The organism is Shinella sp. CPCC 101442, from assembly GCF_024704725.1.
Classification (GTDB): domain Bacteria; phylum Pseudomonadota; class Alphaproteobacteria; order Rhizobiales; family Rhizobiaceae; genus Shinella.
Map to the genome: position 1 here is coordinate 1,049,683 of NZ_JALIQS010000002.1, position 24,403 is coordinate 1,074,085.

The window sequence follows — 24,403 nt, forward strand, 5'->3', positions numbered from 1 at the left end:
TTTTATTGTGTTCTATCAAAGGTCTGTACGAACATGCCATAGCTCGGGGAAGAGTTCCACTTCCAGCATTTTCTTGAGATAGGATGCCCCGGAGGTGCCGCCCGTGCCGCGCTTGAAACCGATGATGCGCTCGACGGTCGTCACATGGTTGAAGCGCCAGCGCCGGAAATAATCTTCGAAATCGACCAGTTTTTCCGCCAACTCGTAGAGCATCCAATAGCGCTGCGGATTGCGGTAGACGGTCTGCCAGGCGGCAAAGACCTTGTCGTTCTCGGCGCGCGTCTCACGCCAATCGCTGCGATCGGCGTCTTCGCCTATATCGAAACCGTTGCGGCCGAGAAGCAGGATCGCCTCGTCGTAGAGCGAGGGCGCTGCGAGGATCGCCTCCAGTTTTTCCATAATATCGGGGCGATGTGCGTGCGGGCGCAGCATGGCGGGGTTGCGATTGCCGGCCAGGAACTCGATTGCCCGGTACTGCCAGGACTGGAAGCCCGAGGATTGCCCGAGCGAATCCCGGAACTCGGTATATTCGCTCGGCGTCATCGTGCGCAGCACGTCCCAGGCGCTGTTCAGCTGTTCGAAAATGCGGGCAACACGCGACAGCATCTTGAAGGCGGGCTCCAGGCGATCTTCCCGGAGCGACCGGATCGCCGAACTGATCTCATGCAAGGCAAGCTTCATCCAGAGCTCGGAAGTCTGGTGCTGGATGATGAACAGCATCTCGTCATGGGCGGTGGAGAGCGGCTCCTGCGCGGTCAGGACCTTCTCCAGCATCAGATAGTCGCTGTAGGACATGCGCCCTTCGAACGACATCTGCGCGCCTTCCTTCGAGGGGTCATAGGGCTTGCTCATGTCAATGCTCCCGCAGGCGAAAACGCTGGATTTTCCCGGTCGCCGTCTTCGGCAGGGCTTCCAGGAACTTCACCGAACGCGGGTATTTGTAGGGAGCGATCAGGGCCTTCACATGATCCTGCAGCCGCTTGATCGTCGCTTCGTCCGGCACCACGCCGGCCACCAGCACGACATGGGCCTCGACGATCTGGCCGCGCTCGCCATCCGGCGCGCCGACGACGGCACATTCGGCGACTTCGGCATGGGCGATCAGCGCCGCCTCCACCTCGGGGCCGGCAATGTTGTAGCCAGCGCTGATGATCATGTCGTCGGAACGGGCGGCGAAATGGAAGAAGCCGTCCTCATCCTGCAGGAAGGCGTCACCGGTGAGGTTCCAGCCGTCGCGCACATAGTCGCGCTGGCGGTCGTCGGACATGTAGCGGCAGCCGGTCGGCCCGCGCACGGCGAGCCTGCCCACCGTACCGCGCGGCACTTCGTGCATTTCCCCATCGACGATCCGCGCCTCGTAGCCGCCAACCGGCTTGCCGGTGGAGGCCGCCTTGCGATCCTCGAAACGGTTGGAGATGAAGATGTGCAGCATTTCCGTCGCGCCGATACCGTCAAGGATCGGCTTGCCGGTCTTCTCCGTCCATTCCTCGAAAACGGGGCCGGGCAAGGTCTCGCCGGCGGATATGGCAACGCGCAGCGAGGAAAGGTCCGCGCCGGCGTCCATCGCCTTCAGCATGGCGCGGTAGGCGGTGGGGGCGGTAAACGAGATCGTCGCCTTGTAGGTCTCGATGATCTCGACCATGTTCGGCGGCGTCGCCTGTTCCAGCAGCGTCGCGGCTGCGCCGAAGCGCAGCGGAAAGATCGCAAGGCCGCCGAGGCCGAAGGTGAAGGCGAGCGGCGGCGAGCCGACGAAGATGTCGTCGGGCGTCACGCCGAGCACTTCCCTCGCGTATCCGTCGGCAATCACCAGCAGGTCCCGGTGGAAATGCATCGTCGCCTTAGGCACGCCCGTCGTGCCGGAGGTGAAGCCGAGCAACGCCACGTCGTCGCGGCCGGTTTTCACGGCGTCGAAGATCACCGATTTGTCGAGGGCGATACGGTCCAGTTCGGCATCGTGATTGGCGGTGCCGTCGAAGCCGACGACCTGCTTCAGGTAGCGGCTGTCCTTGGCGCAGGCGATCACCTCGTCCATCAGGCGCGTATCGCAGAGCGCGAGACTGATCTCCGCCTTGTCGACGATCTTGGCGAGCTCACCGGCCCGCAGCATCGGCATCGTGTTGACGACGACCGCGCCCGCCTTGGTGGCGGCGAGCCAGCAGGCGACCATGGCGGGGTTGTTGGCCGAGCGGATGAGGATGCGGTTGCCCGGCTTCACGCCGTAGTTTTCGACAAGCACATGGGCGAGCCTGTTCGTCCAGTCGGAGAGTTCCTTATAGGTGCGCCGCCGCCCGTTGCCGATCAGAGCCGTGCGGTCACCAAAACCCCTGGCAACCATCGCATCCGTCAGTTCCACGGCGGCATTGATATGGTCCGGATAGTCAAACCCCTCGAGCAGGAACTCCGGCCACGCCTCCGGCGGCGGCAGGTTATCGCGGGTGAACGTATCGACGTGAGCGGTCGGTCCAAGCATATGACGGCTATTCCCCCTGTTCGTGCCCGCCTGCATGGTCAAAGCCGGCCGGTCTTCAAGTCGTCGCGCGGGTCCATGCGGCCGGGCTGAGCTTTGCCGGACCGTGTCGTCGCGCGGGAAAAATCATCTGTCGTGATGGGCACAGCGAAGACCTCCACTTCCGCGCTGAACATAAGACAGCATGGCACCTGTCAAAAATTATTTCAAGCCTAAAGTTTCTTGCTTCGACAGCATTGCCTTTGTCCTCCATCCGCGCGATTTCTATGCCGCTGGCAACACGAGGGAGGAGCGCTACGATGCTGGAACACCGGATTTCGGACTGGGACAATGCCTATGCCAATACCGTGAACATCGCGGGCGGCGAGCGCTGGCCCGCGGCCTGGATCGAGCCCGCCGAGACGTTCCGCAACACGCTTGCCGCCGCCGGCCGCGCAAAGCTCGACCTGGCCTATGGCGAAGGACCGCGCAACCGCATGGACCTCTTTCTCCCGGAAGGTCCGGCAAAAGGGCTCGTCGTTTTCGTGCACGGAGGCTACTGGGTCTATCTCGACAAGAGCTACTGGTCGCACCTCGCCGCCGGCAGCGTGGCCAGCGGCTATGCCGTCGCCATGCCGTCCTACACGCTCTGCCCTGATATCCGCATCGCCGGCATCGTGAAGGAAATCGCGGCGGCGATCACGGAGGGCGCAAGACAGGTCGACGGACCGCTGATGCTGACTGGGCATTCGGCCGGCGGCCATCTCGTCAGCCGGATGGTGACGGCAACGGCACCGCTCGCGCCCGATGTGCAGCGGCGCATCCGCAACGTCGTCTCGATTTCCGGGCTGCACGATCTGCGCCCGTTGCTTTCGACCGCCATGAACGAGAAGCTTGCCCTGGACGAGGCGGAAGCGCTGGCGGAGAGCCCGGCGCTGCTGCGCCCGATGGAGAATGCCCGCATCACCTGCTGGGCCGGCGGCAACGAGCGCGCGGAATTCCTGCGCCAGAACGCGCTGCTCGCCAATATCTGGACGGGCCTCGGCGCGACCACCGCCGCGGTCGCCGAGCCGGACAGGCACCACTACACCGTCATCGACGGCCTGACCGATGCCAACCACCCGCTGACGCGGCGGCTGCTTTCGGAGGCATAATGGAACGGCGCCGGCAAGACCGGCGCCGCTCGATCAATCAGGCGCGGTTCTGGCCCATGCGGGCATAGGCCGCCGGGTCGGACGCCTTCAGCCGGCTCGCCATCAGGAAGCCGGCAATGCCCGCGACCGGGATCAGCGCCGGCAGGATGATGCCGAGCGAACCGCCGGCGGTCTGGGTGAGATCGCCGAAATTGATGAAGATGTAGACGAAGAGCGCCGCCATCACGAGGCCGGAGACGGCCGGCAGGATGAGCGTCGTCAGCACCGGATTGTCGCCGCCCTTCTTGCGGAAGAAGACGATGACCGAGATCGAGGTGATCGTCATCATGCCGAGCACGCCGAGCGTGCCGACCTGGCTGATCCAGGTGAACATGTTGAGCACCGGATCGAGCCCGAGGCCGGCAAAGACCGCCAGCACGGCAAGCGCCATCACCGTCTGCACGACCGAGCCGACATGCGGGCTCTGGTGCGCATCATGCGTGCGGCCGAAAGCGGCCGGCAGCAGACCCTCGCGGCCGGCGACATAGCTGTAGCGGGCAATGTAGTTGTGGAAGGCGCTGATTGCGGCAAACAGGCTCGAGACGAGCAGCAGGCCGGCAATGGCCGGCACCGGACCGCCGACATAGGTACCGGCAAGGTCGAAGAAGAACGCGGTCGGATCCGGCAGGGCGCCGATGGTCGGCAGGAGCTTGTCGGCGCCGACGCCGGCAATCATCAGCCAGGTCGTGAAGACGAAGAACAGGCCGATCATCAGCACCGAGAGATAGGTCGCGCGCGGAATGGTCTTTTCCGGATCGCGCGCCTCCTCGGCATAGATCGTCGTCGCCTCGAAGCCAATGAAGGAGCCGAGGCAGAACAGGACCGCCGCCGTCAGCGAGCCGGAGAACATGGCCGTCGTATCGAAGAAATTGAAGGACAGCGTGCCCGCCCCGCCCTTGGCGAGTATGGCGAAATCGACGATGAGCACGATGAGATATTCGAGCAGCACCAGCACGATCATCACTTTTGCAGAGAGATCGACCTGTCGGTAACCGAGGATACCCACGAGGGCGACGGCGATCAGGCTCCAGAGATACCAGGGCAGCTCGATGCCGAAGCCGGAGAAGACGCCGCTCGCCACGCCGCCGAGCAGACCGATCAGGCCGAACTGCATGGCGTTATAGGCGACGACGGCGATGATCGCGACGGCACCGGCCATGCGCCCGCCAAGCCCCCGCGCGGCATAGGCGTAGAAGGCGCCGGCATTGGTGACGTGGCGCGACATCGCCACGTAGCCGACCGAGAAGGCCAGCATGATCAGCGTCATCAGAAGGAAGGTGGCGGGAACACCCGTGCCGTTGCCGAGCAGGAAGGCGATCGGTACCGCACCGGCAACGCCGGTCAGCGGGGCGGCGGCCGAGATGACCATGAAGGTCACGGCGATCAGCCCCAGCGAATTTCTGCGGAGTTGGTTTACCCCCGCCGTCGTCACGTCAGTCATTGGTCTCTCCAGTTTTGTTCCCCATTCGCCGGCTCACCCCACCGGCATCCGCAGCCTCTTTTCGTTTTTATGTGCGCTACGGCAATTGAACCGCCCGGTGATAGGCCCGGTGGCCGTAGAGCAGAGAGGCCGGATTTTCCGACAAGCGGACGTTCATGACGCGTCCGACGATGATGTGATGCGTTTCCCAGAGCACCGAGGTCGCGACCTGGCACTGGAAGCTGGCGGTGGCCCCCTCAAGAGAGGGCTGGCCGAGTTCGCCCGAAGACCACGGCGTGCGCTCGAAACGTTCGGCATGTTCGCCGGCCGAAAGCCGTCCCGCAAAAAGATCGGAGACCTGATGCTGGTCCTCGTGGAGGAGGTTGGCGCAGAAGGAGCGGTTTTTCAGGATCGCCGCGGCGACCGGGCTCATGTGATGGAGGCAGGCGAGCAGCGAGGGATGCTCGCCATCGGCCGAGACCGATGTGAGGGAACTGATCGTGACGCCGAAGCGTCCCGCCTCGCCATCCGTCGTCACCACGGCGACGAAGGTTGCGGCGCGGCTCATGCCTTCCAGGAATTGCAGGCGAAGTTCCGGTTTCATGGCGCTACCCCAGATCAAAGAAGCGTTGCAGTTCTACATCGGGTACTTTCTTGCAGAATTCGTCATGCTGGCTCTGGCGGCTCGCGGCGAAGGCCTCGACGAAACGCTCGCCGAGCCAGTCCCTGGCGAAGGCGGAGTTGCGCAGGCGCTGGATCGCCTCCGGCATGGAGCGGGCGAAGTCCGGCCCGGCACCCGCCTGCACATAGCCGTTGCCGATGACCTCAGGCTCCGGCTCGATGCCCTCGACGATGCCGGCGACACCGGCCGCGACCGTCGCGGCGACCGTCAGATAGGGGTTGGTATCGGCGCCCGGCAGGCGGTTTTCGACGCGCAGCGAACCCGCATCATGACCGACGACACGGAAGCAGGTCGTGCGGTTCTCGAAACCCCAGGTGAGACCCGGCGGCGCGAAGGTGCCCGGCGCGAAGCGGCGGTAGGAATTGACGGTCGGCTGGAAGATCAGCGTCATGTCGCCGATATATTTCTGCAGGCCGCCGATGAAGTGGCGGAAGGTCTGCGACATGCCGTTCCTGCCGGCGGGATCGTGGAAGACTTTTCCGCCGTCCTTGTCCATGAGGCTGACATGGAGATGGATCGACTGGCTGTCGGCCTCCTCCGTCCAGCGCGGCATGAAGGTGACGCATTTGCCCTGCCGCTGCGCCAGCGCGCGTACGAAATTCTTGAGCAGGACGAGCTGGTCGGCAGGCTCCAGACCCGTGCCGGCGGCGATGCAGGCTTCGAGGAAGCCGCCGCCGATCTCCTCATGCATCTTGGCGAGATCGATCTTCAGCGGCTCGCAGATGTCGGCAAGCGCCTCGTACCACTCCGTCTGCTGCACTTGATAGAGTACGAGATCGTGGCTCTTATGCATGGTCGCGGTCTTGAGGTTGCGATAGCCCTTTTCGCGCGCGCTTTCCGGCGTCTCGTCGAACAGGGTGTACTCCAGCTCCATGCCGTAGCGCGGCGCATAACCCGCCTCCCCGACCCGCGCCAGCACCCGCGTCAGAAGCGAGCGCGGGCAAAGCGCCGACGTCGCGCCGCCATAGTTGGAGAGCACCAGGAGGTCGTGGCCCGGCTTCGACCAGGGCAGGCGGCGGACCGTGGAGGGGTCCAGCACCAGCGGGTCGTCGTGGAAATCCGACGTGTCGTCCGAGACGCCGGGAATGTTCAGCACGACGTCGGTCGGATCGAGCGCGAAGGTGACGGGGGACATGCCCATGCCCGCCCGCGCGATGCCGGCGAGCGAGCGCACGGACACCATCTGGCCGCGCAGCAAGCCGTTCGTGTCGGTCATGGCGACGGTGGCGAAACGGCTTGCGGGATCGTCGAGATAGGCGTCGAGGGTCATGGTCACTCCGTTGCGGTGGCCGGCGGCGGCGTCAGGGATAAAAGGGCGGCAAGGTCCTTGTCCGGCGCTGTGGAATAGGCGCGCAGGAAGACGCGGAGGCCATTGCGGATGTAGCGTTCGATGGTCGCGCGGTCGGGTACGGCATCGGGAATGTGCAGCGCCCTGTTGCGCGGCGCGGAGAGGATGAGGCCCCAGAGGTCTTCCGCCGCCAGCTCGGCATCGTCGAAGACGAGCCGGCCGGCCGCGCGCTGGCGCTCGAGATAGGCGATCATGCCGGCAAGCACCCGGTCGGGGCCGGACGCCTGATAGGCGCGGCCGATATCCGGCAGCCGCTGCGCCTCCCCGATGATCAGCCGGGCAAGGTTCAGCATGTCTGGGCGCAGCACCACATCGGCATAGTGCCAGGAGAAGGCGTAGAGTTCGGCGACCATGCCGGAGGCGGAGGGATACTCGAAGGATTCGAGCATATGGTCCCGCTCCTCGGTCATCATCGCCGTGAAGAGTTCGTCCTTCGACGGAAAATACTGGTAGAGCGTCGGCTTGGTCAGCCCCGCCTCGGCGGCGATGTCATCCATCGAGGCGCTGACGAAACCCTTCTGCGAGAAGACGACAAGGGCAGCATCGAGAATGCGGCGCTCGCGCAGGATGCGGTTCTGCTGGCGCTTGGGAAGAGCCGTCATGACGCGACCTCCGAAAGGAATTCGGCGAGCACCCGGTTATAGGCTTCGGGCCGCTCGACATTGCAGACATGGCCGGCATCCGCGATGACCTCGAAGCGGACGGAGGCGCGTGGGGCGGCCTCGACGATCCGGTTCGCCACGCCACGGATTTCGGCCGGGGATGCGAGGCGATCGTATTCGCCCGTCATCATCAGCACCGGCATGGTGAGCTTGGCAAAATCGAAGCGCTCCGGCGGATTGGTGAAGCAGGTGAGCGCATCCCGGTAGGTCTCGGCCGGAATGGCCGCCATGGAGGCGAACAGAGCCTGCCGCACTGCCTCCCCCGCATTCGGGCTCGCCAGCACATCGACGACGGCGGGCGCGAAATCGGCCGGCGTCTTACCGGCGTTCAACGGCACTTCCCGCGCCGTGCGAAAGGCCTCGCGCTCGGCGATATCCGCCTCGGACATGCCGGTACAGCCACCCGAAAGCACAAGGCCCGCCAGCTTGTCGGGGTGTCGCATGGCGAAGGAGGTGGCGATCCACGATCCGTAGGAGAGGCCGCAGAGCACGAGTTTTTGAGCACCCAGCGCATCGGCGACCCGCAGAATATCGTCGCAATAATCCTCGACGGTGCTTTGCGACGCGCCAAGGCCGCTTTCGCCATAGCCCCGCAGGTCGAGCGCGGCGGCCCGCATGGTCGGCGCTATCGCGCGAAGCTGCGCCAGCCAGTTGCCGCGGCCACCGCCGATGCCATGCAGGAACAGCACGAGTGGCCCCGGCTTCTCCGGTGAGACGGCCAGCGCCAGGTGCGCAGCGCCGTCGATAAAAAGCGTCCTGAGGGCGGGCGTCTCCCTATCCGGGAGGATAGCCTCATCTGGCGCCACGTTTCCGGCGAGATCTCCCAGCGCCGCGAGGCCCATTTCGAAAATCGCCCTGGTGCCGGCGGCAATCGCGGACGCCCGTTCGGCGGAGGCGGAAAGCCGCGCCGACCATTCGATCCGGCTGCCGCCACTCTCATCGGCAAGGACCTGAAGTCGGGCGTCGTAGCGTTCGACACCGGCGATGCCTTCAAGATGCGTATAGGCGAGCACCCGGTCCGTGTCGGACCGATAGGTCAGCTGTTCGCGGTAGAGCGTATCCTCGCCCTTCGCGGTGAAGGCGCGGATCAGCGCGCCGCGTTCATCGCGCCCGGCCCGGATATCCGCGATGACAGGATGCCAGGCGCCGCAGAAATTGCCGACAACAGCCCAGACCGCAGCAGGTTCTGCCGCGGAAAACCCGATGACCTGAACCCGCTCCTCCTGCATGGCTCAGCGCAGCCCCTTGAGCGTGCCGCCCGTGCCGCGCCACAGCGAGGAGCGCGCGCCGCCCTCGTCGCCGGGCGCCTTGTCGAGCTCGTCCATGTCGTAGAGCGTCAGCACGGAGAGGTAGTCCTCCATGATCTCGGTCGTGTAGGGCAGCATCAGCGCGCCGCAGCGGCTGTCGCGATACATGCGCTCCAGCGGCAAGGTTTTGAGCATGGACTGGCCGCCGCAGGTGCGGATGGCAAGCGCTGCGATCTCCTGCACGCCCTCCATGACATTGTACTGCGCGGCATACATGCGCATGACCTGCGCCTTGCTCGGCAAGCCCTGCGCCTCCATGAAGGCCTGCCACCACAAAGCGCGCATGGCGGCGAGCTGGGTGTACATCTTGCCCACGGTGATGCGCTTGGTGCCGAACATGCGGCGGTCGGCCGGCGGCTGGCCGGGCACCTCGCCGCGCAGATAGGCGACGGTGAAATCGAAGGCGCCCTGCGCCACGCCCATATAGGTCGGCGACAGCGTCGCCATCATGTGCGGCCAGTGCGGCAGGGTCTTGATGAAGATGCCGCGCGGCATCATCAGGTCGTCCTCGGTGACGAAGACCTCCTTCAGGATCAGGTCTCGGCTGTTGGTGCCGCGCATGCCGAGCGGATCCCAGCTTCCCGTCACGGAAAGCCCCGGCGCATCCTTGTGCACGACGAAGATCATCGTGTCCTCGTGGCGCGGCTCGATGCCCTCGAAATGCTCGGTGCAGACGATGGAGTAGTAATCGCAATAGCCGGCGAGCGAGGCGAATTTCTTGAAGCCGTTGATCTTCCAGCCGCCCTCGACCTTGCGGCAGGATGTCTGCGCGGGCTTCGAGGTCCAGTTCTGCCCGGCCTCGGAGATCGGCTGCGAATAGATGCCCTGCTCCTTGACGGCGCGGCGGAACTGGCGCTCGCGCAGCGGCGCGAAGGCCGCGCGGTCCTCGTCCGTCAGGCTCGGCAGCTCATACATGAAGCGCGACCACATCATGGAGGAGTTGTGCATGTTGAAGGTGAGCGCGGTGGCGCCGCAATATTTGCCGATCTCCGCGCCGACCATGGCATATTCGCCGAGGCTGAAGCCGTGGCCACCGAATTCCTTGGGAACCGTCAGGGTCAGGAAACCTTCGGCCGCGAGATCCTTGTAGTTCTCGACCGGGAAGGATGCCTCGTCATCGACACTTTTGGCGCGCGGGGCGAAGCGTTCGCGGCCGAGTTCGTTGATCCTTGTGAGGACATCGAGCACTTCGGGCCGGATGCGGGAGAGGTCATAGTAGTCTGCAGGTTCGCTCATGATCAGTCCTTCTCAAATCCGGTCAGAGGGCGAGGTCACCCTGGAGACGGCCTTCCTTCACCACCACGCGACCATCGAGCGTAATCGTGCACTTACGCATCGGCAGGTCGAAATGTCCTTCGGTGAAGCGGCCGGCATATTGGTTGGCGCCGGTCGACCAGAGGAAATTGCCGGCCCAGGCGCGGAACTCGACGGCCTGCATGTCGCGCTTGTCGTAGAGCGCGCCGGAGACCCAGCGGGCGGCCGGGTTCATGCCCCAGCCGACATGCGAGAAGCCGTAGGCCAGCGGGTCTTCCCAGGCCTCCATATACTCGCGGAAGAGCTCGGCATCCAAACCATCACCCTTGATATCCTTGACGAAATCGTTCTCGACGGTGAAGTCGATTTGGCTCGTCAGGTAACTCTTGAAGGTCAGGTTCATATCGCCGACATCCATGACGATGCGGCCGTTGACGGTGTTCGGACCGGGGAAGGCCAGGCACAGGCCGCCCGGCCAGTGCGCCACGGCACCCGGCGTCGTGCCGAAGCCCGGCGTGCCGCCGCAGGGCGCATCGCTGAGGTCGATGACGAGATCGGTGCCCGCTGCCGAGGTCACGCGCATCTCCTTCGCCTCACGCAGCATCTGGATGCCGAGCGCCACCTTCGGGCCAAGTTCGGCTTTTGGCTCGCAGCGCTCGAGGATCTCAGGGTGCTCGTTGCAGACGACGAGGATACGCGCGCCGGCCGCCTCGATCTCGGGCCATTCGGCGGCATGGATCATGCCTTCCACCGTGCAGTCGACGATGATCTCGCACTGCTTCATGGCCTCGATCGCCGCGCGGTTGCCCTGAATGGCAAGCGACGTGCCCGTCGACTTGACCGGCACCGGCGCCGTCTGGCGCGGGGTGGGCATGGTGATCATGCAGTAATCGGCGCCGAGATCGTGGCAGGCGAGGTCGGCGAGCTGCACCAGCACCGGCCGCGACTGCGTCTCCGCCACGATCGCAACCCGCGTTCCCAACCCAATTCCATTGAGCACGAAGACCCGTCGGAAGCAGGCAAGCCACTTCCCCTCAATGCGCTCCTGCAGCATTGAACCCTCCCGATTTTGGATCGCCCCTCAGCGATTTCTTTACTTATGAGTTAAGAATTGTTTGAAGTCTGAAGTTTTGTCAAGTGGCAATTCCAGACAGCATGAGGCAACGCGACCAACCGGAGCGGCCACTCGAAAAAACGTTTTGTTTCCAATTATTTGAATTTACATCACGCGCCATTGCCGGCACACGGCCGTTTCGTTTCCAACCAGAAAACGCAGCTCCCTCACTCCGCCTCTGCCGCGCCGCGACGCCAGTAGGAGACGACGAGATGTTCGGTGTTGGCCAGGCGTTTTTCCTGGCGGGCGAAAGACCTGACAGCGCGGAAGGCCTCGAACTCGCAGCCTGCCCAGAGGTAACGCCGTTCATCGCCTTCCGGGAAATCGGTCTTGCGGATCGCATCGATGAGGAGCGTCGTGCCGCCGGCGGGCTCGCCGTCACGCAGAAGCCATTCGATCTCGACCGATGCCGCCGTGGCAAGAGGCTGCACCTCGGCGGCATCAGCCACTTCGAGAAGCACCTTGCCACGCGCACCGGCCGGCAGGTGCTCCAGCATGCGGGCGATGGCGGGAAGTGCCGTTTCGTCGCCGGCGAAAAGATACCAGTCGGCTTCGACGAGGCCTCCGCCGCCGGGACCGACGACACCGACGCGGTCGCCCACCGCGGTCGTTTGCGCAAAGCCCGAACCCGGGCCGGCATCGGCATGCAGAACGAAATCGATATCGATCGTGCCGGCGGCCAGATCCACTGAGCGCACCGTATATTTGCGCATGAGCGGCCGAAGGTCGGGGCGGTCCCAGGCGATGACGCCGTTGGCGCCGACATGCGGCCATTGCGGCTCCCCTATCTCGGGGTGTTGCACCATGAGATTGAGATGCAGCGCCTCGAGGCCGGCAAAGCGCGCGACATTTTCACCCCACAGCGTCAGCCGGCGCATGTGCGGGGTCAGCACCCGACAGTCGACGACATCGAGGATCTGGAAATTCGGCGGACGGGCGATCTCCCCGCCGTCTCCGGTCCATTCGATGACCGGCGGATCGTCACCTGCAAATTCCAGGATATGCGACGCCACCGACATGCGTGCGAGATAGAGGCCTTCGAGATCGGGTGCAGCAACCTCGACCAGCGTTTCCACGCCATCGCTCGAGAACGCGGCACGGATATGACCAAGCCGCAGAACGGGTCCAGCGGGGCCCTCGCTCACCTCCGCATTGTGTTCCAGCATGTGCTCGCAGAATTCCGCGATGACCGGCTCCGGATTGCGGAGCGCGATCCGGGCCTGCGCCGTGTATTCCCTGTCCTGCATGGCGTGTCCTTACGGCTTGGAATCGATCCAGAACGTGCCTTCGAGCGGCACCGTCAGGAATGTCCGGTTGATCTCGGCAAGCGTCTCGGCGGGATCCACATCCGCGAACACCTCGGGATGCATCCATTTCGCGAAACACTCGAAAACGAGGATGTTGAGCACGGAGATCGACAGCTGGTGCGAAACGGCATGGGCTCGTCCCCCGCGCACCGCGGTCAGCGCACCGCGTATATCCTTGCCGAGAATGTCGGCGAAGGATTTTCGCGCCGCCTGCGCGTCGATGCCGCCGCCGAGCACCAGCCCCCCTTGCGCGGCGAGATGTGGCCCGCCTGTCGCAATGTAGACCGTGGGGTCAGCACCGAGCACGGCTTCCGGGCTGAGCTTTCCGTCATAGCCCGGCACGTCGGCGCCGGTGCTTCTTCCTCCGGCGAGCCGCAGATAGTCCGTCATGCGATTGCCCTTGCCCGGCGTCGAACAGCAGGTCGCACCGGCATGGGCATCGACAAGAACCGAAACGGGCGCAAGCGCCGCCGTGCGATCCGTGATGCGCTTGAAACGGGCGCGCAGGAAATCGCCGAAGGCCCTGCCCTTCGCCTCCTGCCCGACGGCCTTCGCCAGCACTTCGACGGAAAAGGCCGTCGTCTCGGCAGGCCCCTTGCCGTCGTTCACCGGCCCGTCGAGGAAAAGCACCGGAACACCCGCCGCCTCCAATGTCGCGGCCGCCTCCGTCCATCCCGCTTCCCAGATCGAGACGACGAAAAGATCCGGTTTTACGGAAAGGATCGCCTCGACCGAGGTTTTTGCCGGCAGCACGCTGCCGATGGCAGGAATGGCGTCGATAGCGGGAAAGCGCTGCCGGTAGGCATCGTAGAGGCCACGGTCGATGCGCTGCGGCGCCGCCCAGCCCGCGATGCGCGCGACCGGGTCCGGATCGACCAGCGCCAGCGACATGAGGATCAGGCTCTCGTTCGTCGCGATGCGCTGCGCCGGCCCGGCAAGACGGACCTCGCGTCCCGCCGCATCCAGGAGCACGATCTCGGCCCGCGCTGGTGCGGCGAATACGGCCGCCAGCACGATGAGTGATGCGAGCAACCGACAGAGGGTCGCCGGCAAGCCAGCGCCCCCTCTCGTCGTCGCCGTTTTGCGCATGCTCGTCACCACGAATATTTCAGGCTCGCGGTGATGGCGCGGCCCGCGCCGTAGTTGCAGCTTCCGCCCGTCGTGTTGAGGCAATGGGACACATATTCCTTGTCGAACAGATTGGTCACGTTGACCCTGAGCTTGGTGCCGGCAAAATCCTTGTTGATCGCGGCGAAATCAAATTCCGCTCCGATATCGACCAGTGCCCGGGCGGGGATGCGCAGTTCCGGCAGATAGGTACTGTCCGTCTGGTAGGACGACATCGCCCGCACCCCGGCCGTCAGCGTCAGCCCCTCGGTGATGGCAGGCTGATAGCTCACCCAGACACCGCCCTGATGCTTCGGCAGGCGCAGCATCTCGCGGCCGAGTTCCATCGGCTTGTTGCTCTTCACAATCTCCGAGTCGGAATAGGCATAGGCGGCAAGCAGGCTCAGCTCCGGCGTCAGCTCGTACTTGCCCTCGATTTCCAGGCCGCGCACGCGCTGCTCACCCGTCTGGGTGTTGAAGAGCGGATTTTCCGAATCAGGCGTCAGGGCATTTTCCAGCGTCATGTCGAAGAGCGAGGCGGCGATCATGCCGCGCCCTTCCACCGGCTCGTATTTGATGCCGACTTCATACTGTGCGGCCGTCTGCGCCTCGAAGGCGTTGCCGAGCCTGTCGCGGCCGAGGGTCGGCAGGAATGCGGTGGAATAGCTGGCATAGGGCGCAAGCCCGTTGTCGAAGAGATAGGTGAGGCCGGCGCGCCAGGTGAGTTTCTGGTCCTCGGTGGACGTGACGACGGCCGGCGCCTTCATCCGGTCGGTCGTGTCGATATCGGAAAAATCGTAGCGCATGCCGACCGTTCCGACCCAGTTGCCATAGCGGATCTGGTCCTGCGCATAGAGGCCGACCTGTTGTTGTTCCTGCAGGCCCGAGCGCGTCACGGCCGGGACCGCGATCGGCGCCGTGCCATAGTGCGGATCGAGAAAATCGAGCGGCGGCACGTCGAAACCGTTGCCGAAGTTGGTGGAGGAGCTCGCGCGGAGATAGTCGAGGCCGAGCAGCAGCGTGTGGTCGAGCGCCCCGGTATCGAAGCGCGCTTCGAGCTGCGTATCCACGTTGAAGCTCGATACCCACTCGTCCGAGACTGCCGAAACGCGGTTCAGCGTATGCCCGTCCGGCTGAAGGGCGTTGAAGGCCGGGTTGACGAGCGCCAGGAACATGTACTGGTCGGACTTGGCGTAGCGCAGGTTCTGGCGCACCGTCCATGTCTCGTTGAACTCGTGCTCGAATTCGTAGCCGAGCGTATAGAAATCCCGCTCGAAGACTTCGGCATTGGGATCGCCCAGATAGAGATCGCGCGGGATCTGGCCAGCCGGATTGTCGATCAGCGTGCCGACGGCGGGATAGAAGCGCGGCGAGAAGACCGGACGATCCTTCTGGTAGTAGCCGTAGAGGGTGAGCGAGGTCTGGTCGGTCGGCGCCCAGGTAAGGCTCGGGGCGAGCATCAGCTGCTTCTCGCGCTCCCGGTCGACCTGGCTTCCCATGTTCTTGCCGAGTGCGACGATCCGGTAGAGCCATTCACCGTCTTCGGTCAGCGGGCCGGTCATGTCGAGCGTGCTCTGGATGCCGCCGTGCGAGGAGGTCTGGACACCGACCTCGTTCATCGCCGCGTCCTGCGGGCGCTTGCTGACCTGATTGATGAGGCCACCCGGCACGGCGCGGCCGTAGAGCACGGAGGCCGGCCCCTTGATGACGTCGATGCGCTCCAGCGCGAAGGGATTGACGCTCGGCGTTGCGTAGTTGCTGCTGTCACCCGGCAGGACAAGGCCATCCAGCCACATCGTGCCATAGGTGTTGAAACCGCGAATATAGAGCCAGTCGTAGCGGATGTCGTAACCGTTCGGATCGGGATGCACGCCCGGCGTATAGCGCAGCGCCTCGGCAACCGTATTGGCGCCCTGCGCCTCCATCTGGTCGCGCGTGACGACGCTGATGGCCTGTGGCGTCTCGCGCAGCGACGTGTTCGTCTTGGAGGCGCTGCGGCTGCGCTTGGCGACGATGCCCTGGTCCGGCCCGCGGCCGGTGTCCGCGCCGCCCTCCACCGTGATGGTCTCCAGCGCCGTGGTGCCGGCTTCCTGCGCGCGCACCGGGCCGGCGACCCCTGCGGCGACAAGCGCCACGGACGAGACCAGCCACAGGCGATTGCGCGAGGTCCCCCGCCCTGTCCTCGTCACAGCACCCCTGTCCATCATCTCAACCAAGTTCGTCATCACGGCCCCAACGTCTAATCGCTTCGCTTAAACTTGACCACATAAATCAAGTTAAGCTATTCATTAGGGCAACAGTGTCACAGGCGGCAATGTCGGTTCCTTTGCGGGACGCGCAGATGCCTTTGCGATCCGACAAATCTCGGACCAGCGTGAAGGTCCGGTAACACTCGCGGGTCACTATGCGCGGTTCAGGCACGACACGATTGAAGGATTGAGGATGGCAGTCGCATCAGGCGAAGCCGGACGGCAGGGAAATGACGGGCGCGTGCGCGTGCGGGACTTCCTGCGACACGACGGCATCGCGCTCGACAGCCCGGACGACCGGCTCTCCCTCGACGACACCTTGATGAAGGGCGCGTTCCTGCATCGGGAGCTGCGCCGCGGGCTGGTGGTTCATATCAGCGACGCCATCGAGGAACGCGCCTTCACCGCCACCTCCCTGCTGCCGGAGGAGCTTTCCTGCATCTTCTTCCTGGAAGGCAGCGTGGACCTGTCGATCGGCGACCGCCGCTTCGCTTTCCAGGCCGATCGCGGCGCGGCGCGCGGGGTGGCGATCATGAACGCCTGCCCCGAGCATTTCGCGCGCGCTTCACGCGGACGCCAGCACCTGCGCCATCTCGTCGTCTCCGCCACGCCGGAATGGTTGCACCGGGACGCCCTGGAGGCCGTCGCCGATACCAAGGGCGGCGCGCGCCTGCTGCGCGATCACCTCGCGGAACACCGCTGGACGCTGACGCCGCGCATGGTGGAACTCGTCCGCCAGATCTTCGACCCGTCGCCGCTCATTCCGGAACTGCGCGATCTCTATCTCGAAGGCCGCGCCGTCGAACTCGTCGCCGAGACCATGGCCGCGGTGCTCCAGGCGGATCGCAGCGATGCAGGCGGAACCCTGTTGAGCCGGCAGGACGCGACCTGCCTGCAACGCGCCAAGGATTTCATAGAGGCACACACCACCGAGCCGCTCAGCGTCGAAACCATCGCGCGCGCCGCCGGCATCAGCGCCAGCGGGCTGCAACGCCTCTTCCGCGCCTCGGAAAACCGCAGCGTTTTCGACTATGTGCGCAATATCAGGCTCGAACGGGCCTTCGCCGCGCTCAGCCGTGGCGACGCTGGCGTACAGGACGCCAGCGCCATCGCCGGCTACACAAGCGCCGCCAATTTCGCCACCGCCTTCCGTCGCCGCTTCGGCATCGTCCCCACCGCGGTGCGCGTCAAAGACTGACGATGGCCGTGCGGACGGCGCCATCGACGCCGTCACCAACCGGGCCCTGCAGCGGCGGGTTTTTCACGCCTGGAACGTATAGTCCTTGATCGATTCCGGCTTCATCTCGATGGAGAAACCCGGCAGCGACGGCGGCATATAGGCGGCGTTCTCGATGCGGCAGGGGTCGAGGAAGTGCTCGTGCAGATGGTCGACATACTCGATCACCCGGCCCTCCTTCGTGCCCGAGACGGCGATGTAGTCGATCATCGAGAGATGCTGGACATATTCGCAGAGCCCGACGCCGCCGGCATGCGGCCAGACCGGCAGGCCGTATTTCGCCGCCATCAGCAGCACCGCCAGCACCTCGTTGAGACCACCCATGCGGCATGAATCGATCTGCACGATGTCGATCGCACCGCCGGCGATCATCTGTTTGAAGACGATGCGGTTCTGGCACATTTCGCCGGTCGCCACCTTCACGGGATGGATCGCGTCGCGGATCGCCTTGTGGCCGGCAATATCGTCGGGGCTCGTCGGTTCCTCGATAAAGAACGGCTTGTAGGGCTGCAACTCCTTCACCCAGTCGATCGCCTGGCCGACCTCCCAGATCTGGTTGGCATCGATCATCATGGTGCGCTCGTCGCCGATCACCTCGCGCGCGATGCGCAGGCGACGCTTGTCGTCCTCGAGATCGCGGCCGACCTTCATCTTGATGTGGGTAAAGCCCTGATCGACGGCTTCCTGGCAGAGACGCCGCAGCTTCTCGTCGTCATAGCCGAGCCAGCCGGCCGAGGTCGTGTAGCAGGCGTAGCCTTCCTTTTCGAGGGTCGCGATACGCTCCGCCTTGCCCGCTTCCGCCTTTTTGAGGATGGCGAGCGCCTCCTCCGGCGTCAGCGCATCCGTGAGGTAGCGGAAGTCGATGATATCGAGGATTTCCTCCGCGCTCATCTCGGCGACGAGGCGCCAGACCGGCTTGCCGGCCTGCTTGGCAAGCAGGTCCCAGACCGCATTGACCACCGCACCCGTCGCCAGATGCATGGCGCCCTTGTCCGGGCCGATCCAGCGCAGCTGGCTGTCGCTGGTCACATGGCGCCAGAAGCGGCCGGGATTTTCGCGTACCCATTCCAGATCGAGACCGACGACGAGATGTTTCATCGCATCGATCGCCGCGCAGCAGATCTCGTTGCCGCGACCGATGGTGAAGGTGAGGCCGTGGCCCTCCAGCCCCGCCTCGTCCGTGCCGAGCACGACATAGGCGGCCGAGTAATCCGGATCGGGGTTCATCGCGTCCGAGCCGTCGAGGCTCTGCGAGGTGGGAAAGCGCAGGTCGATGGAACGGAGGCTGGTGATCTTGGTCATGGAAACGGCCCTTGGAAATGGTCGGATTGGCCATCGACGCAATGCCGATGGCCGTCGTTAACTCAGATGGTCCAGCCGCCGTCGATGGCGTAGGCCTGGCCCGTCGTGTAGGTGGCGCCGGCGAGGTAGACGGCGAGATCGGCGATTTCTTCCGGCGTGCCGATGCGGCCGATCGGCTGGCGGGCGATGAAGGCGGCCCGCGCCGTCTCGAAATCCCCTTGGGCGCGCAGGCGATCCTGTAGCGAGGGGCTTTCGACCGTGCCGGGGCAGATGCAATTGCAGCGGATGCCTTGGGCGACGTAGTCGGCGGCAACCGACTTGGTGAGACCGACGACCGCCGCCTTGGTGATGGTGTAGGCGGCGCGGTTCGGTACCCCCTTCATGCTGGAGGCGACCGAGGCCATGTTGATGATGGCGCCGTCCTTCTTCTCCAGCATCGCCGGCAGCACGGCCCGGATCATGCGCACCATGGCGCGGACATTGAGGTCGAAGGCGAAGTCGAGATCCTTGTCCGGCATGTCGAGGATCGAGCCTGCATGCACGAAGCCGGCGCAGTTGAAGAGCACGTCGAACGGGCCGGTCGCGGCAACGACGCGGCTGACGGCATCCCCATCGAGCACATCGAGCACATAGGTTTCGATATTGGCTTCGGTAGCGAGGCTCTTCAGCGCCTCAGCGTTGATATCAGTCGCAATGACCTTGGCGCCGGCGCGCGCGAAGGCGAGCGCACTTGCCCGGCCGATCCCCTGACCGGCGGCGGTAAGCAGGACACGCTTGTTTTCGAGGGAAAGGCTCATGGTTTCTCCTTGCGTGGGGCGTCAGGCGCTCGGTCGGCGCTCGACGACGTAGATATGATCGGCGGCGAGCACGACCTCGCCCTTCTGGTTGATGACCTCGGTGCGCTCGATGACGCGGCCGGAGCCGGCGCGTTTCGGATCGTCTTCCTTGGCCGATATCGTCACGCGGGTGTGAATCGTATCGCCGATGAAGACCGGTCTGACAAAACGCATCCTGTCATAGCCGTAGGAAAAGGCGACCGGATTGATGACGCTGGCCGTCAGGCCGACACCGATGGAAAAGACCATGGTGCCATGGGCGATGCGCTGGCCGAAAGGCTGCGTCTTCATGAACTCGGCATCCATGTGATGCGGGAAGAAATCACCGGTATGGCCGGCATGCACGACGAAATCCGTCTCGGTGATCGTGCGCCCGTTCGTCTTGCGCCCCTCGCCGATTTCATAATCCTCGAAATACTTGACCTGTTCCATCTGCTGTTCCTGTTTACGGCCGGGCGGCGAGCGGCGTGGCGGGAGCGGCGCTGGAGGCGTAAGCGGCCTCGACAAGCGCCATGGTCATCCATGCGTCCTCGACCGAGGAAACGAGTTCGGCATCCTCGCCGGAAACGAAGCGCTGGAGGTTGGCCATGCGGCCGACGAAGGCGTCGGGGAACCATGTCCCCTCAAGCGGCACCGACACCCAGCCGTCGCCGCCCTTCGGGTAGATTTCGAGAATGTCGGGCTCACCGCGCGGATAGTCGAGATTGACGCCGAGCTGGAGATAGGCCGCGCCCTCGGTGCCGGAGACGCGGAACTCGCAGGCCTGATGCCGGCGGCCGAACTTGTGGTCGTGGTTGATCGACAACGCGCAGCGCACCCGGTCGCCATAATCGAGGATCGCGGTGGTGCGGGTCTGCGCCATCCGGTGGTTCGGGTGGCCGATCGACTTGGCGTGCACGCCCTTCGGATCGCCCAGGATCTGGCGGATGGCGTCGAGATAGTGGATCGAGTGCATGGCGATCTCGATGCGCGGCAGGCCTTCGAGGAAGGACCAGAGTTCCCACGGCGTATCGAGCGCCAGATGGACGTCGAAATCGACGACCTCGCCGAGCAGCCCCTTGGCGATGGCATCCTTGAGCGCCAGCAGCATCGGCGCGAAGCGGAGCTGGAAGTTGACGGCGGCCTTGAGCTTCTTGTCGCGGCAGATGTGCAGGATTTCTGTCGCCGCCGCGAGGTCGGAGCCCATCGGCTTCTGGATCAGCGCCGCCGCACCATCCGGGAGGGCCGCCAGCACCTTGGCGTGTGCTGCCGGTGGAGTGGCGAGGTCGAAAATCGCGCCTTCGACAGACGCCGCCTCCTCGACCGTGCGATAGGCTGCAACGCCCCATTTCTCGGCCAACACCGCCGCCTTGGCATGATCAGGATCGTAGACCCCGGCAATCGGGAAACCACGCTTGCGATAGGCGGGGTAATGCGCGTCGCCGACGATCGAACCGGCACCGAAGGTGACGATCGGGCGGGGATTTGACGGAAGGGGCCAGGATTGTGCCAGCGATGTCGGATCGAAATCAGGCATGGAAAAAGACCTCTTCCATGCCAGCCCACCATTCGCCTTCCTTGCGGGTTTCGAGCGGTGCCTGGCAGGGCATGCAGACGGCCCACCATTCCTGCGTCTTCGGATCGGCGGCCATCTTCGCCATGTCGGCGGCGTAATCGGCGCCGTGATATTCCAAGAATGAGAAGAGCAGGTTCTCAGGCTCCTTCAGGAAGATCGAATAGTTCCGGATATTGCAGGCCGAAATCCTGGCCAGCACCTCCGGCCAGACGGCGGCGTGCAGGCGCTTGTACTCTTCGATCTTTTCCGGCTTCAGGCCGATCACCATGCCGATGCGCTGCATGTCTCAGGCTCCCTTGCGGATTTCGTGCTCGAACTCGCCAATCGAACGGGCGCGAATGGCGTCCCAGTCCCAATCGATGCCGAGGCCCGGCACAGTCGGCGCCAGCGCCATGCCGTTCTCGATCTTCAGGCGCGACGTGGTGATGTCGTCGAGCTGCGGGATGTATTCGACATATTTGCCGTTCTGCACCGCGCAGGTCAGGCTGACATGCAGTTCCATCAGGAAATGTGGGCAAATCGGCATGTCGAAGGCCTCAGCCGCATGCGCCACCTTCAGCCACGGCGTGATGCCGCCGATACGACCGGCATCGACCTGCACGATCGAGCAGGCGCCCTTCTGCATGTATTCTCGAAAATGGCGGATCGAATAGAGGGATTCGCCGATCGCAATCGGTGTCGACGTCGACTGGTTGAGGCGTACATGGCCGTCGATATCGTCGGCCGGCAGCGGCTCCTCGATCCAGCCGAGATCGAGATCGCGCAGGCGTTCCGCCCGGCGGATCGCCTCGTCGACCGAAAAGCCCTGATTGGCATCAGTCATGATCTCGTAGCCATCGCCGACCGCCTTGCGAACGGCCGAGAGACGCGCCACATCCTCCGAACCGTGCGGTTTGCCGATCTTCACCTTCGAGCCGGTGAACCCCTTGGACTTGGCGTCCAGCGCATCCTCGACCAGCGCCTCCACGGGAATATGCAGCCAGCCGCCTTCGGTCGTGTAGAGCGGGCAGCGATCCTTCGCACCACCGGCAAGCTTCCAGAGCGGCAGGTTCTGTTTCCGTGCGCGCAGGTCCCAGAGCGCGGTGTCGATGGCGGCGAGCGCAATCGAGGTGATGGCGCCGATGGTGGTGGCGTGGGTCGCGAATTCCAGCTCGTGCCAGATCGCCTCGATCCGGTCCGCGTCGCGGCCGATGATCCGCGGCACGAGATGATCGGCGAGCAGCCTCATGACGGAGGAGCCGCCCGTGCCGATCGTATAGCTGTAACCGGTGCCGACCGCGCCGTCGCTGTCGGTGATGGTGACGAGCGGCGTTTCCTGGCTGACGAAGCTCTGAATGGCATCCGTGCGCTCGACCTTCGGGCGAAGGTCGACCATTTTCAGTTCGACGCGTTCGATCTTCGCCATGTCAGCCTCGCAAAGTGCGGCCGCTTTCGCGGTCGAAGAGATGGGCCTGGGACAGGTCGAAGCAGAAGGACAGCGCCTCGCCGGGCGCAAGACGCCGCGGGTTCAGCATGCGACCGACCCATTCGGCGCCGGCATAGTCGGAGAAGACGAGCGTTTCGTTGCCGAGCGGTTCCGTCAGGATGACGCGCAGGTCCTGCCTGTGCACATCGGCGTCCTCACCGGAATGAATGCCGTGGCCGGCCGGATAGAGATCGTCCGGACGCAGGCCGAAGGTCACCTTCTGACCGGCCGTCACGCGGTCCCTGAAGCGGGCCGGCAGCGGCAGGCGGTCGCCATTTGCGAAAACGACCTGCCCGTCGGCGATGTCGGCATCCTTGAGGTTCATCGGCGGCGAACCGATGAAGCCGGCGACGAATTTCGAATTCGGCCGCTGGAAGACATCCTCCGGCGTGCCGACCTGTTCGATATAGCCGTCACGCATGATGACGATGCGGTCGGCGAGTGTCATCGCCTCGACCTGGTCGTGTGTGACGTAAATGACGGTCGATTGCACCTTGGCATGCAGCTTCTTGATCTCGACGCGCATCTGCGTCCTGAGCTTCGCATCGAGGTTCGACAGCGGCTCGTCGAACAGGAAGACATCCGGATTGCGCACGATAGCGCGGCCCATGGCGACGCGCTGGCGCTGGCCGCCGGAGAGCTGCGAGGGACGGCGGTCGAGCAGGTGCGTGAGGTCCAGTGTCCTGGCCGCCTCGTCCACCTGGGGCGCAATATCCTCCGGCTTCTGGCCTGCGATCTTCAGCGAGAAGCCCATGTTCTCGCGCACGGTCATATGCGGATAGAGCGCGTAGGACTGGAAGACCATGGCAAGGTTGCGGGCACGCGGCGGCAGGTCGTTGATCACCCGGCCACCGATCTTGATATTGCCGGCGGAGACCGGTTCGAGGCCGGCGATCATGCGCAGCGTCGTCGACTTGCCACAACCGGAGGGGCCGACGAGCGCGATGAACTCGCGGTCCGCCACTTCCAGATCGATGCCGTGCACCACGTCGAGCGAGCCGTAGCGCTTCACCAGCTTTTCAAGGGAAACGGTTGCCATGGATTATCCTTTGACTGCGCCGGAGGTGAGGCCGGAAACGAGATGCTTCTGCACGATGAAGGTCAGGACGAGGGCCGGAATGATCATGATCACCGCCAGCGCGCACATGCCGCGCCAGTCGATGGTGAATTCCGACGTGTAGTCGAGCAGGCCGACCGGCAGGGTCTTGGAGTTGACGGAACGGGTGAGCTGCGAGGCGAGCGCGAACTCGTTCCACGAGGTGAGGAAGGCGAAGATGCCGGCGGATGCGATGCCGGGGCCGGCGAGCGGAAACTCCACCTGCCAGAAGGCCTGCCAGCGCGTGCAGCCGTCGATCTGCGCGGCCTCGGCCAAATCCTTCGGCACCTGGCGGAAGAAGCCGTCGATCAGCCAGATGGTGAAGGGCACGTTGAGCGCGACATAGGCGGTGATCAGGCCGAAATGCGTGTCGATGATGCCGAGCTTCGAATAGACGAAGAACAGCGGGAGTGACAGCGCGATACCGGGCACGGTGCGCGTGAGCATCAGGCCAAGGAAGATCGACGACTTCGCCTTGAAGCGGAAGCGTGCGAACGCATAGCCGCCGGCCATGCCGATGGCGAGCGCGATCGCCGTCGAGGTGACGGAGATGATCAGCGAATTGCGGAAATATTCGATGATCGGAATACCGCCCTGCCCGACGCCGGAGAACATCGCGACATAGGCATCGAAGGAAAGCTCCTGCGGGATCCAGACCGGCGGCTTCGCCATGATCTCGACCGTCGGGCGGAAGGAGGCAAGCACGATCCACAGGCCCGGCAGGCAGATGATGGTCATTGCCAGGAAGAGGCCGATCTTGTGGGCGATGGACAAGAGGAAGCCGTTGAAACGGGCTTTTGCGTTGTCGTTCATGTCAGCACTC

At 64.4% G+C, this 24,403-nt stretch carries 22 protein-coding genes; 2 read left to right on the top strand and 20 right to left on the bottom strand.

Translation table 11 applies throughout. From position 1 onward, the window contains the following. Positions 1 to 15: 15 nt before the first annotated feature. Positions 16 to 852, bottom strand: coding sequence for a tryptophan 2,3-dioxygenase (gene kynA / locus MUO32_RS10355; protein ID WP_257948144.1), 837 nt, complete (start codon positions 850 to 852; stop codon positions 16 to 18). A gap of 1 nt (position 853) precedes the next feature. Continuing rightward, positions 854 to 2,470, bottom strand: a complete 1,617-nt coding sequence (locus MUO32_RS10360) for an AMP-binding protein (RefSeq protein WP_257948145.1) — start codon at positions 2,468 to 2,470, stop codon at positions 854 to 856. A 296-nt stretch (positions 2,471 to 2,766) separates the two neighbouring features. On the opposite strand from MUO32_RS10360, the gene MUO32_RS10365 reads away from it, so the two are divergent. Further along, positions 2,767 to 3,600 (top strand): alpha/beta hydrolase, encoded by an 834-nt coding sequence (locus MUO32_RS10365; protein WP_257948146.1) that lies wholly within the window; start codon positions 2,767 to 2,769, stop codon positions 3,598 to 3,600. Positions 3,601 to 3,637: 37 nt separating this feature from the next. Here MUO32_RS10365 and MUO32_RS10370 read toward each other — a convergent pair whose 3' ends face one another. The 10 genes from MUO32_RS10370 to MUO32_RS10415 all read right to left on the bottom strand — a co-directional run bounded on the left by MUO32_RS10370 (position 3,638) and on the right by MUO32_RS10415 (position 16,065). After that, entirely contained in the window at positions 3,638 to 5,080 is a 1,443-nt protein-coding gene (locus tag MUO32_RS10370; RefSeq protein WP_257948147.1) for an APC family permease, read from the bottom strand. A gap of 76 nt (positions 5,081 to 5,156) precedes the next feature. Continuing rightward, entirely contained in the window at positions 5,157 to 5,663 is a 507-nt protein-coding gene (locus MUO32_RS10375; protein ID WP_257948148.1) for a flavin reductase family protein, read from the bottom strand. Positions 5,664 to 5,667: 4 nt separating this feature from the next. Further along, a complete protein-coding gene (locus MUO32_RS10380; protein ID WP_257948149.1) occupies positions 5,668 to 7,011 on the bottom strand; it encodes a glutamine synthetase family protein in 1,344 nt (447 codons plus the stop codon). A gap of 2 nt (positions 7,012 to 7,013) precedes the next feature. After that, positions 7,014 to 7,691 (bottom strand): TetR/AcrR family transcriptional regulator, encoded by a 678-nt coding sequence (locus tag MUO32_RS10385; protein WP_257948150.1) that lies wholly within the window; start codon positions 7,689 to 7,691, stop codon positions 7,014 to 7,016. Then, positions 7,688 to 8,980, bottom strand: coding sequence for an alpha/beta fold hydrolase (locus tag MUO32_RS10390; protein ID WP_257948151.1), 1,293 nt, complete (start codon positions 8,978 to 8,980; stop codon positions 7,688 to 7,690). The genes MUO32_RS10385 and MUO32_RS10390 overlap by 4 nt, the downstream gene beginning before the upstream one ends. Positions 8,981 to 8,983: 3 nt before the next feature. Beyond that, the gene (locus tag MUO32_RS10395; protein WP_257948152.1) at positions 8,984 to 10,294 is read right to left on the bottom strand and encodes an acyl-CoA dehydrogenase family protein; all 1,311 of its coding nucleotides are present in this window, start codon (positions 10,292 to 10,294) and stop codon (positions 8,984 to 8,986) included. A 22-nt stretch (positions 10,295 to 10,316) separates the two neighbouring features. Then, positions 10,317 to 11,366 (bottom strand): peptidase M29, encoded by a 1,050-nt coding sequence (locus MUO32_RS10400; protein ID WP_257948153.1) that lies wholly within the window; start codon positions 11,364 to 11,366, stop codon positions 10,317 to 10,319. A gap of 227 nt (positions 11,367 to 11,593) precedes the next feature. Continuing rightward, positions 11,594 to 12,673 carry a siderophore-interacting protein gene (locus tag MUO32_RS10405; protein WP_257948154.1) on the bottom strand — a complete coding sequence of 360 codons (1,080 nt, stop codon included), beginning with the start codon at positions 12,671 to 12,673 and terminating at the stop codon, positions 11,594 to 11,596. 9 nt (positions 12,674 to 12,682) lie between these two features. Then, on the bottom strand, positions 12,683 to 13,786 hold the full coding sequence (locus MUO32_RS10410; RefSeq protein ID WP_257948155.1) for an ABC transporter substrate-binding protein: 1,104 nt from the start codon (positions 13,784 to 13,786) through the stop codon (positions 12,683 to 12,685). A 41-nt stretch (positions 13,787 to 13,827) separates the two neighbouring features. Next, entirely contained in the window at positions 13,828 to 16,065 is a 2,238-nt protein-coding gene (locus tag MUO32_RS10415; RefSeq protein WP_257948156.1) for a TonB-dependent siderophore receptor, read from the bottom strand. Between the two features lie 217 nt (positions 16,066 to 16,282). Between MUO32_RS10415 and MUO32_RS10420 the strand changes: the two genes are divergently transcribed. Continuing rightward, the gene (locus tag MUO32_RS10420; RefSeq protein WP_257948157.1) at positions 16,283 to 17,287 is read left to right on the top strand and encodes an AraC family transcriptional regulator; all 1,005 of its coding nucleotides are present in this window, start codon (positions 16,283 to 16,285) and stop codon (positions 17,285 to 17,287) included. 63 nt (positions 17,288 to 17,350) lie between these two features. Here MUO32_RS10420 and MUO32_RS10425 read toward each other — a convergent pair whose 3' ends face one another. The 8 genes from MUO32_RS10425 to MUO32_RS10460 all read right to left on the bottom strand — a co-directional run bounded on the left by MUO32_RS10425 (position 17,351) and on the right by MUO32_RS10460 (position 24,393). Then, positions 17,351 to 18,628, bottom strand: a complete 1,278-nt coding sequence (locus tag MUO32_RS10425) for an L-fuconate dehydratase (protein ID WP_257948158.1) — start codon at positions 18,626 to 18,628, stop codon at positions 17,351 to 17,353. Between the two features lie 62 nt (positions 18,629 to 18,690). Continuing rightward, positions 18,691 to 19,425, bottom strand: a complete 735-nt coding sequence (locus MUO32_RS10430) for an SDR family oxidoreductase (protein ID WP_257948159.1) — start codon at positions 19,423 to 19,425, stop codon at positions 18,691 to 18,693. A gap of 21 nt (positions 19,426 to 19,446) precedes the next feature. Further along, entirely contained in the window at positions 19,447 to 19,896 is a 450-nt protein-coding gene (locus tag MUO32_RS10435) for a MaoC/PaaZ C-terminal domain-containing protein (protein ID WP_257948160.1), read from the bottom strand. A gap of 13 nt (positions 19,897 to 19,909) precedes the next feature. Continuing rightward, the gene (locus tag MUO32_RS10440) at positions 19,910 to 20,980 is read right to left on the bottom strand and encodes a Gfo/Idh/MocA family protein (protein ID WP_257948161.1); all 1,071 of its coding nucleotides are present in this window, start codon (positions 20,978 to 20,980) and stop codon (positions 19,910 to 19,912) included. Beyond that, on the bottom strand, positions 20,973 to 21,302 hold the full coding sequence (locus tag MUO32_RS10445) for an L-rhamnose mutarotase (RefSeq protein ID WP_257948162.1): 330 nt from the start codon (positions 21,300 to 21,302) through the stop codon (positions 20,973 to 20,975). The genes MUO32_RS10440 and MUO32_RS10445 overlap by 8 nt, the downstream gene beginning before the upstream one ends. Before the next feature lie 3 nt (positions 21,303 to 21,305). Further along, a complete protein-coding gene (locus MUO32_RS10450) occupies positions 21,306 to 22,424 on the bottom strand; it encodes a mandelate racemase/muconate lactonizing enzyme family protein (RefSeq protein ID WP_257948163.1) in 1,119 nt (372 codons plus the stop codon). A 1-nt stretch (position 22,425) separates the two neighbouring features. Then, positions 22,426 to 23,523: an ABC transporter ATP-binding protein gene (locus MUO32_RS10455; RefSeq protein ID WP_257948164.1), complete on the bottom strand. Its 1,098-nt coding sequence runs from the start codon at positions 23,521 to 23,523 to the stop codon at positions 22,426 to 22,428. 3 nt (positions 23,524 to 23,526) lie between these two features. Further along, on the bottom strand, positions 23,527 to 24,393 hold the full coding sequence (locus MUO32_RS10460; protein WP_257948165.1) for a carbohydrate ABC transporter permease: 867 nt from the start codon (positions 24,391 to 24,393) through the stop codon (positions 23,527 to 23,529). Between the last annotated feature and the right edge of the window lie 10 nt (positions 24,394 to 24,403).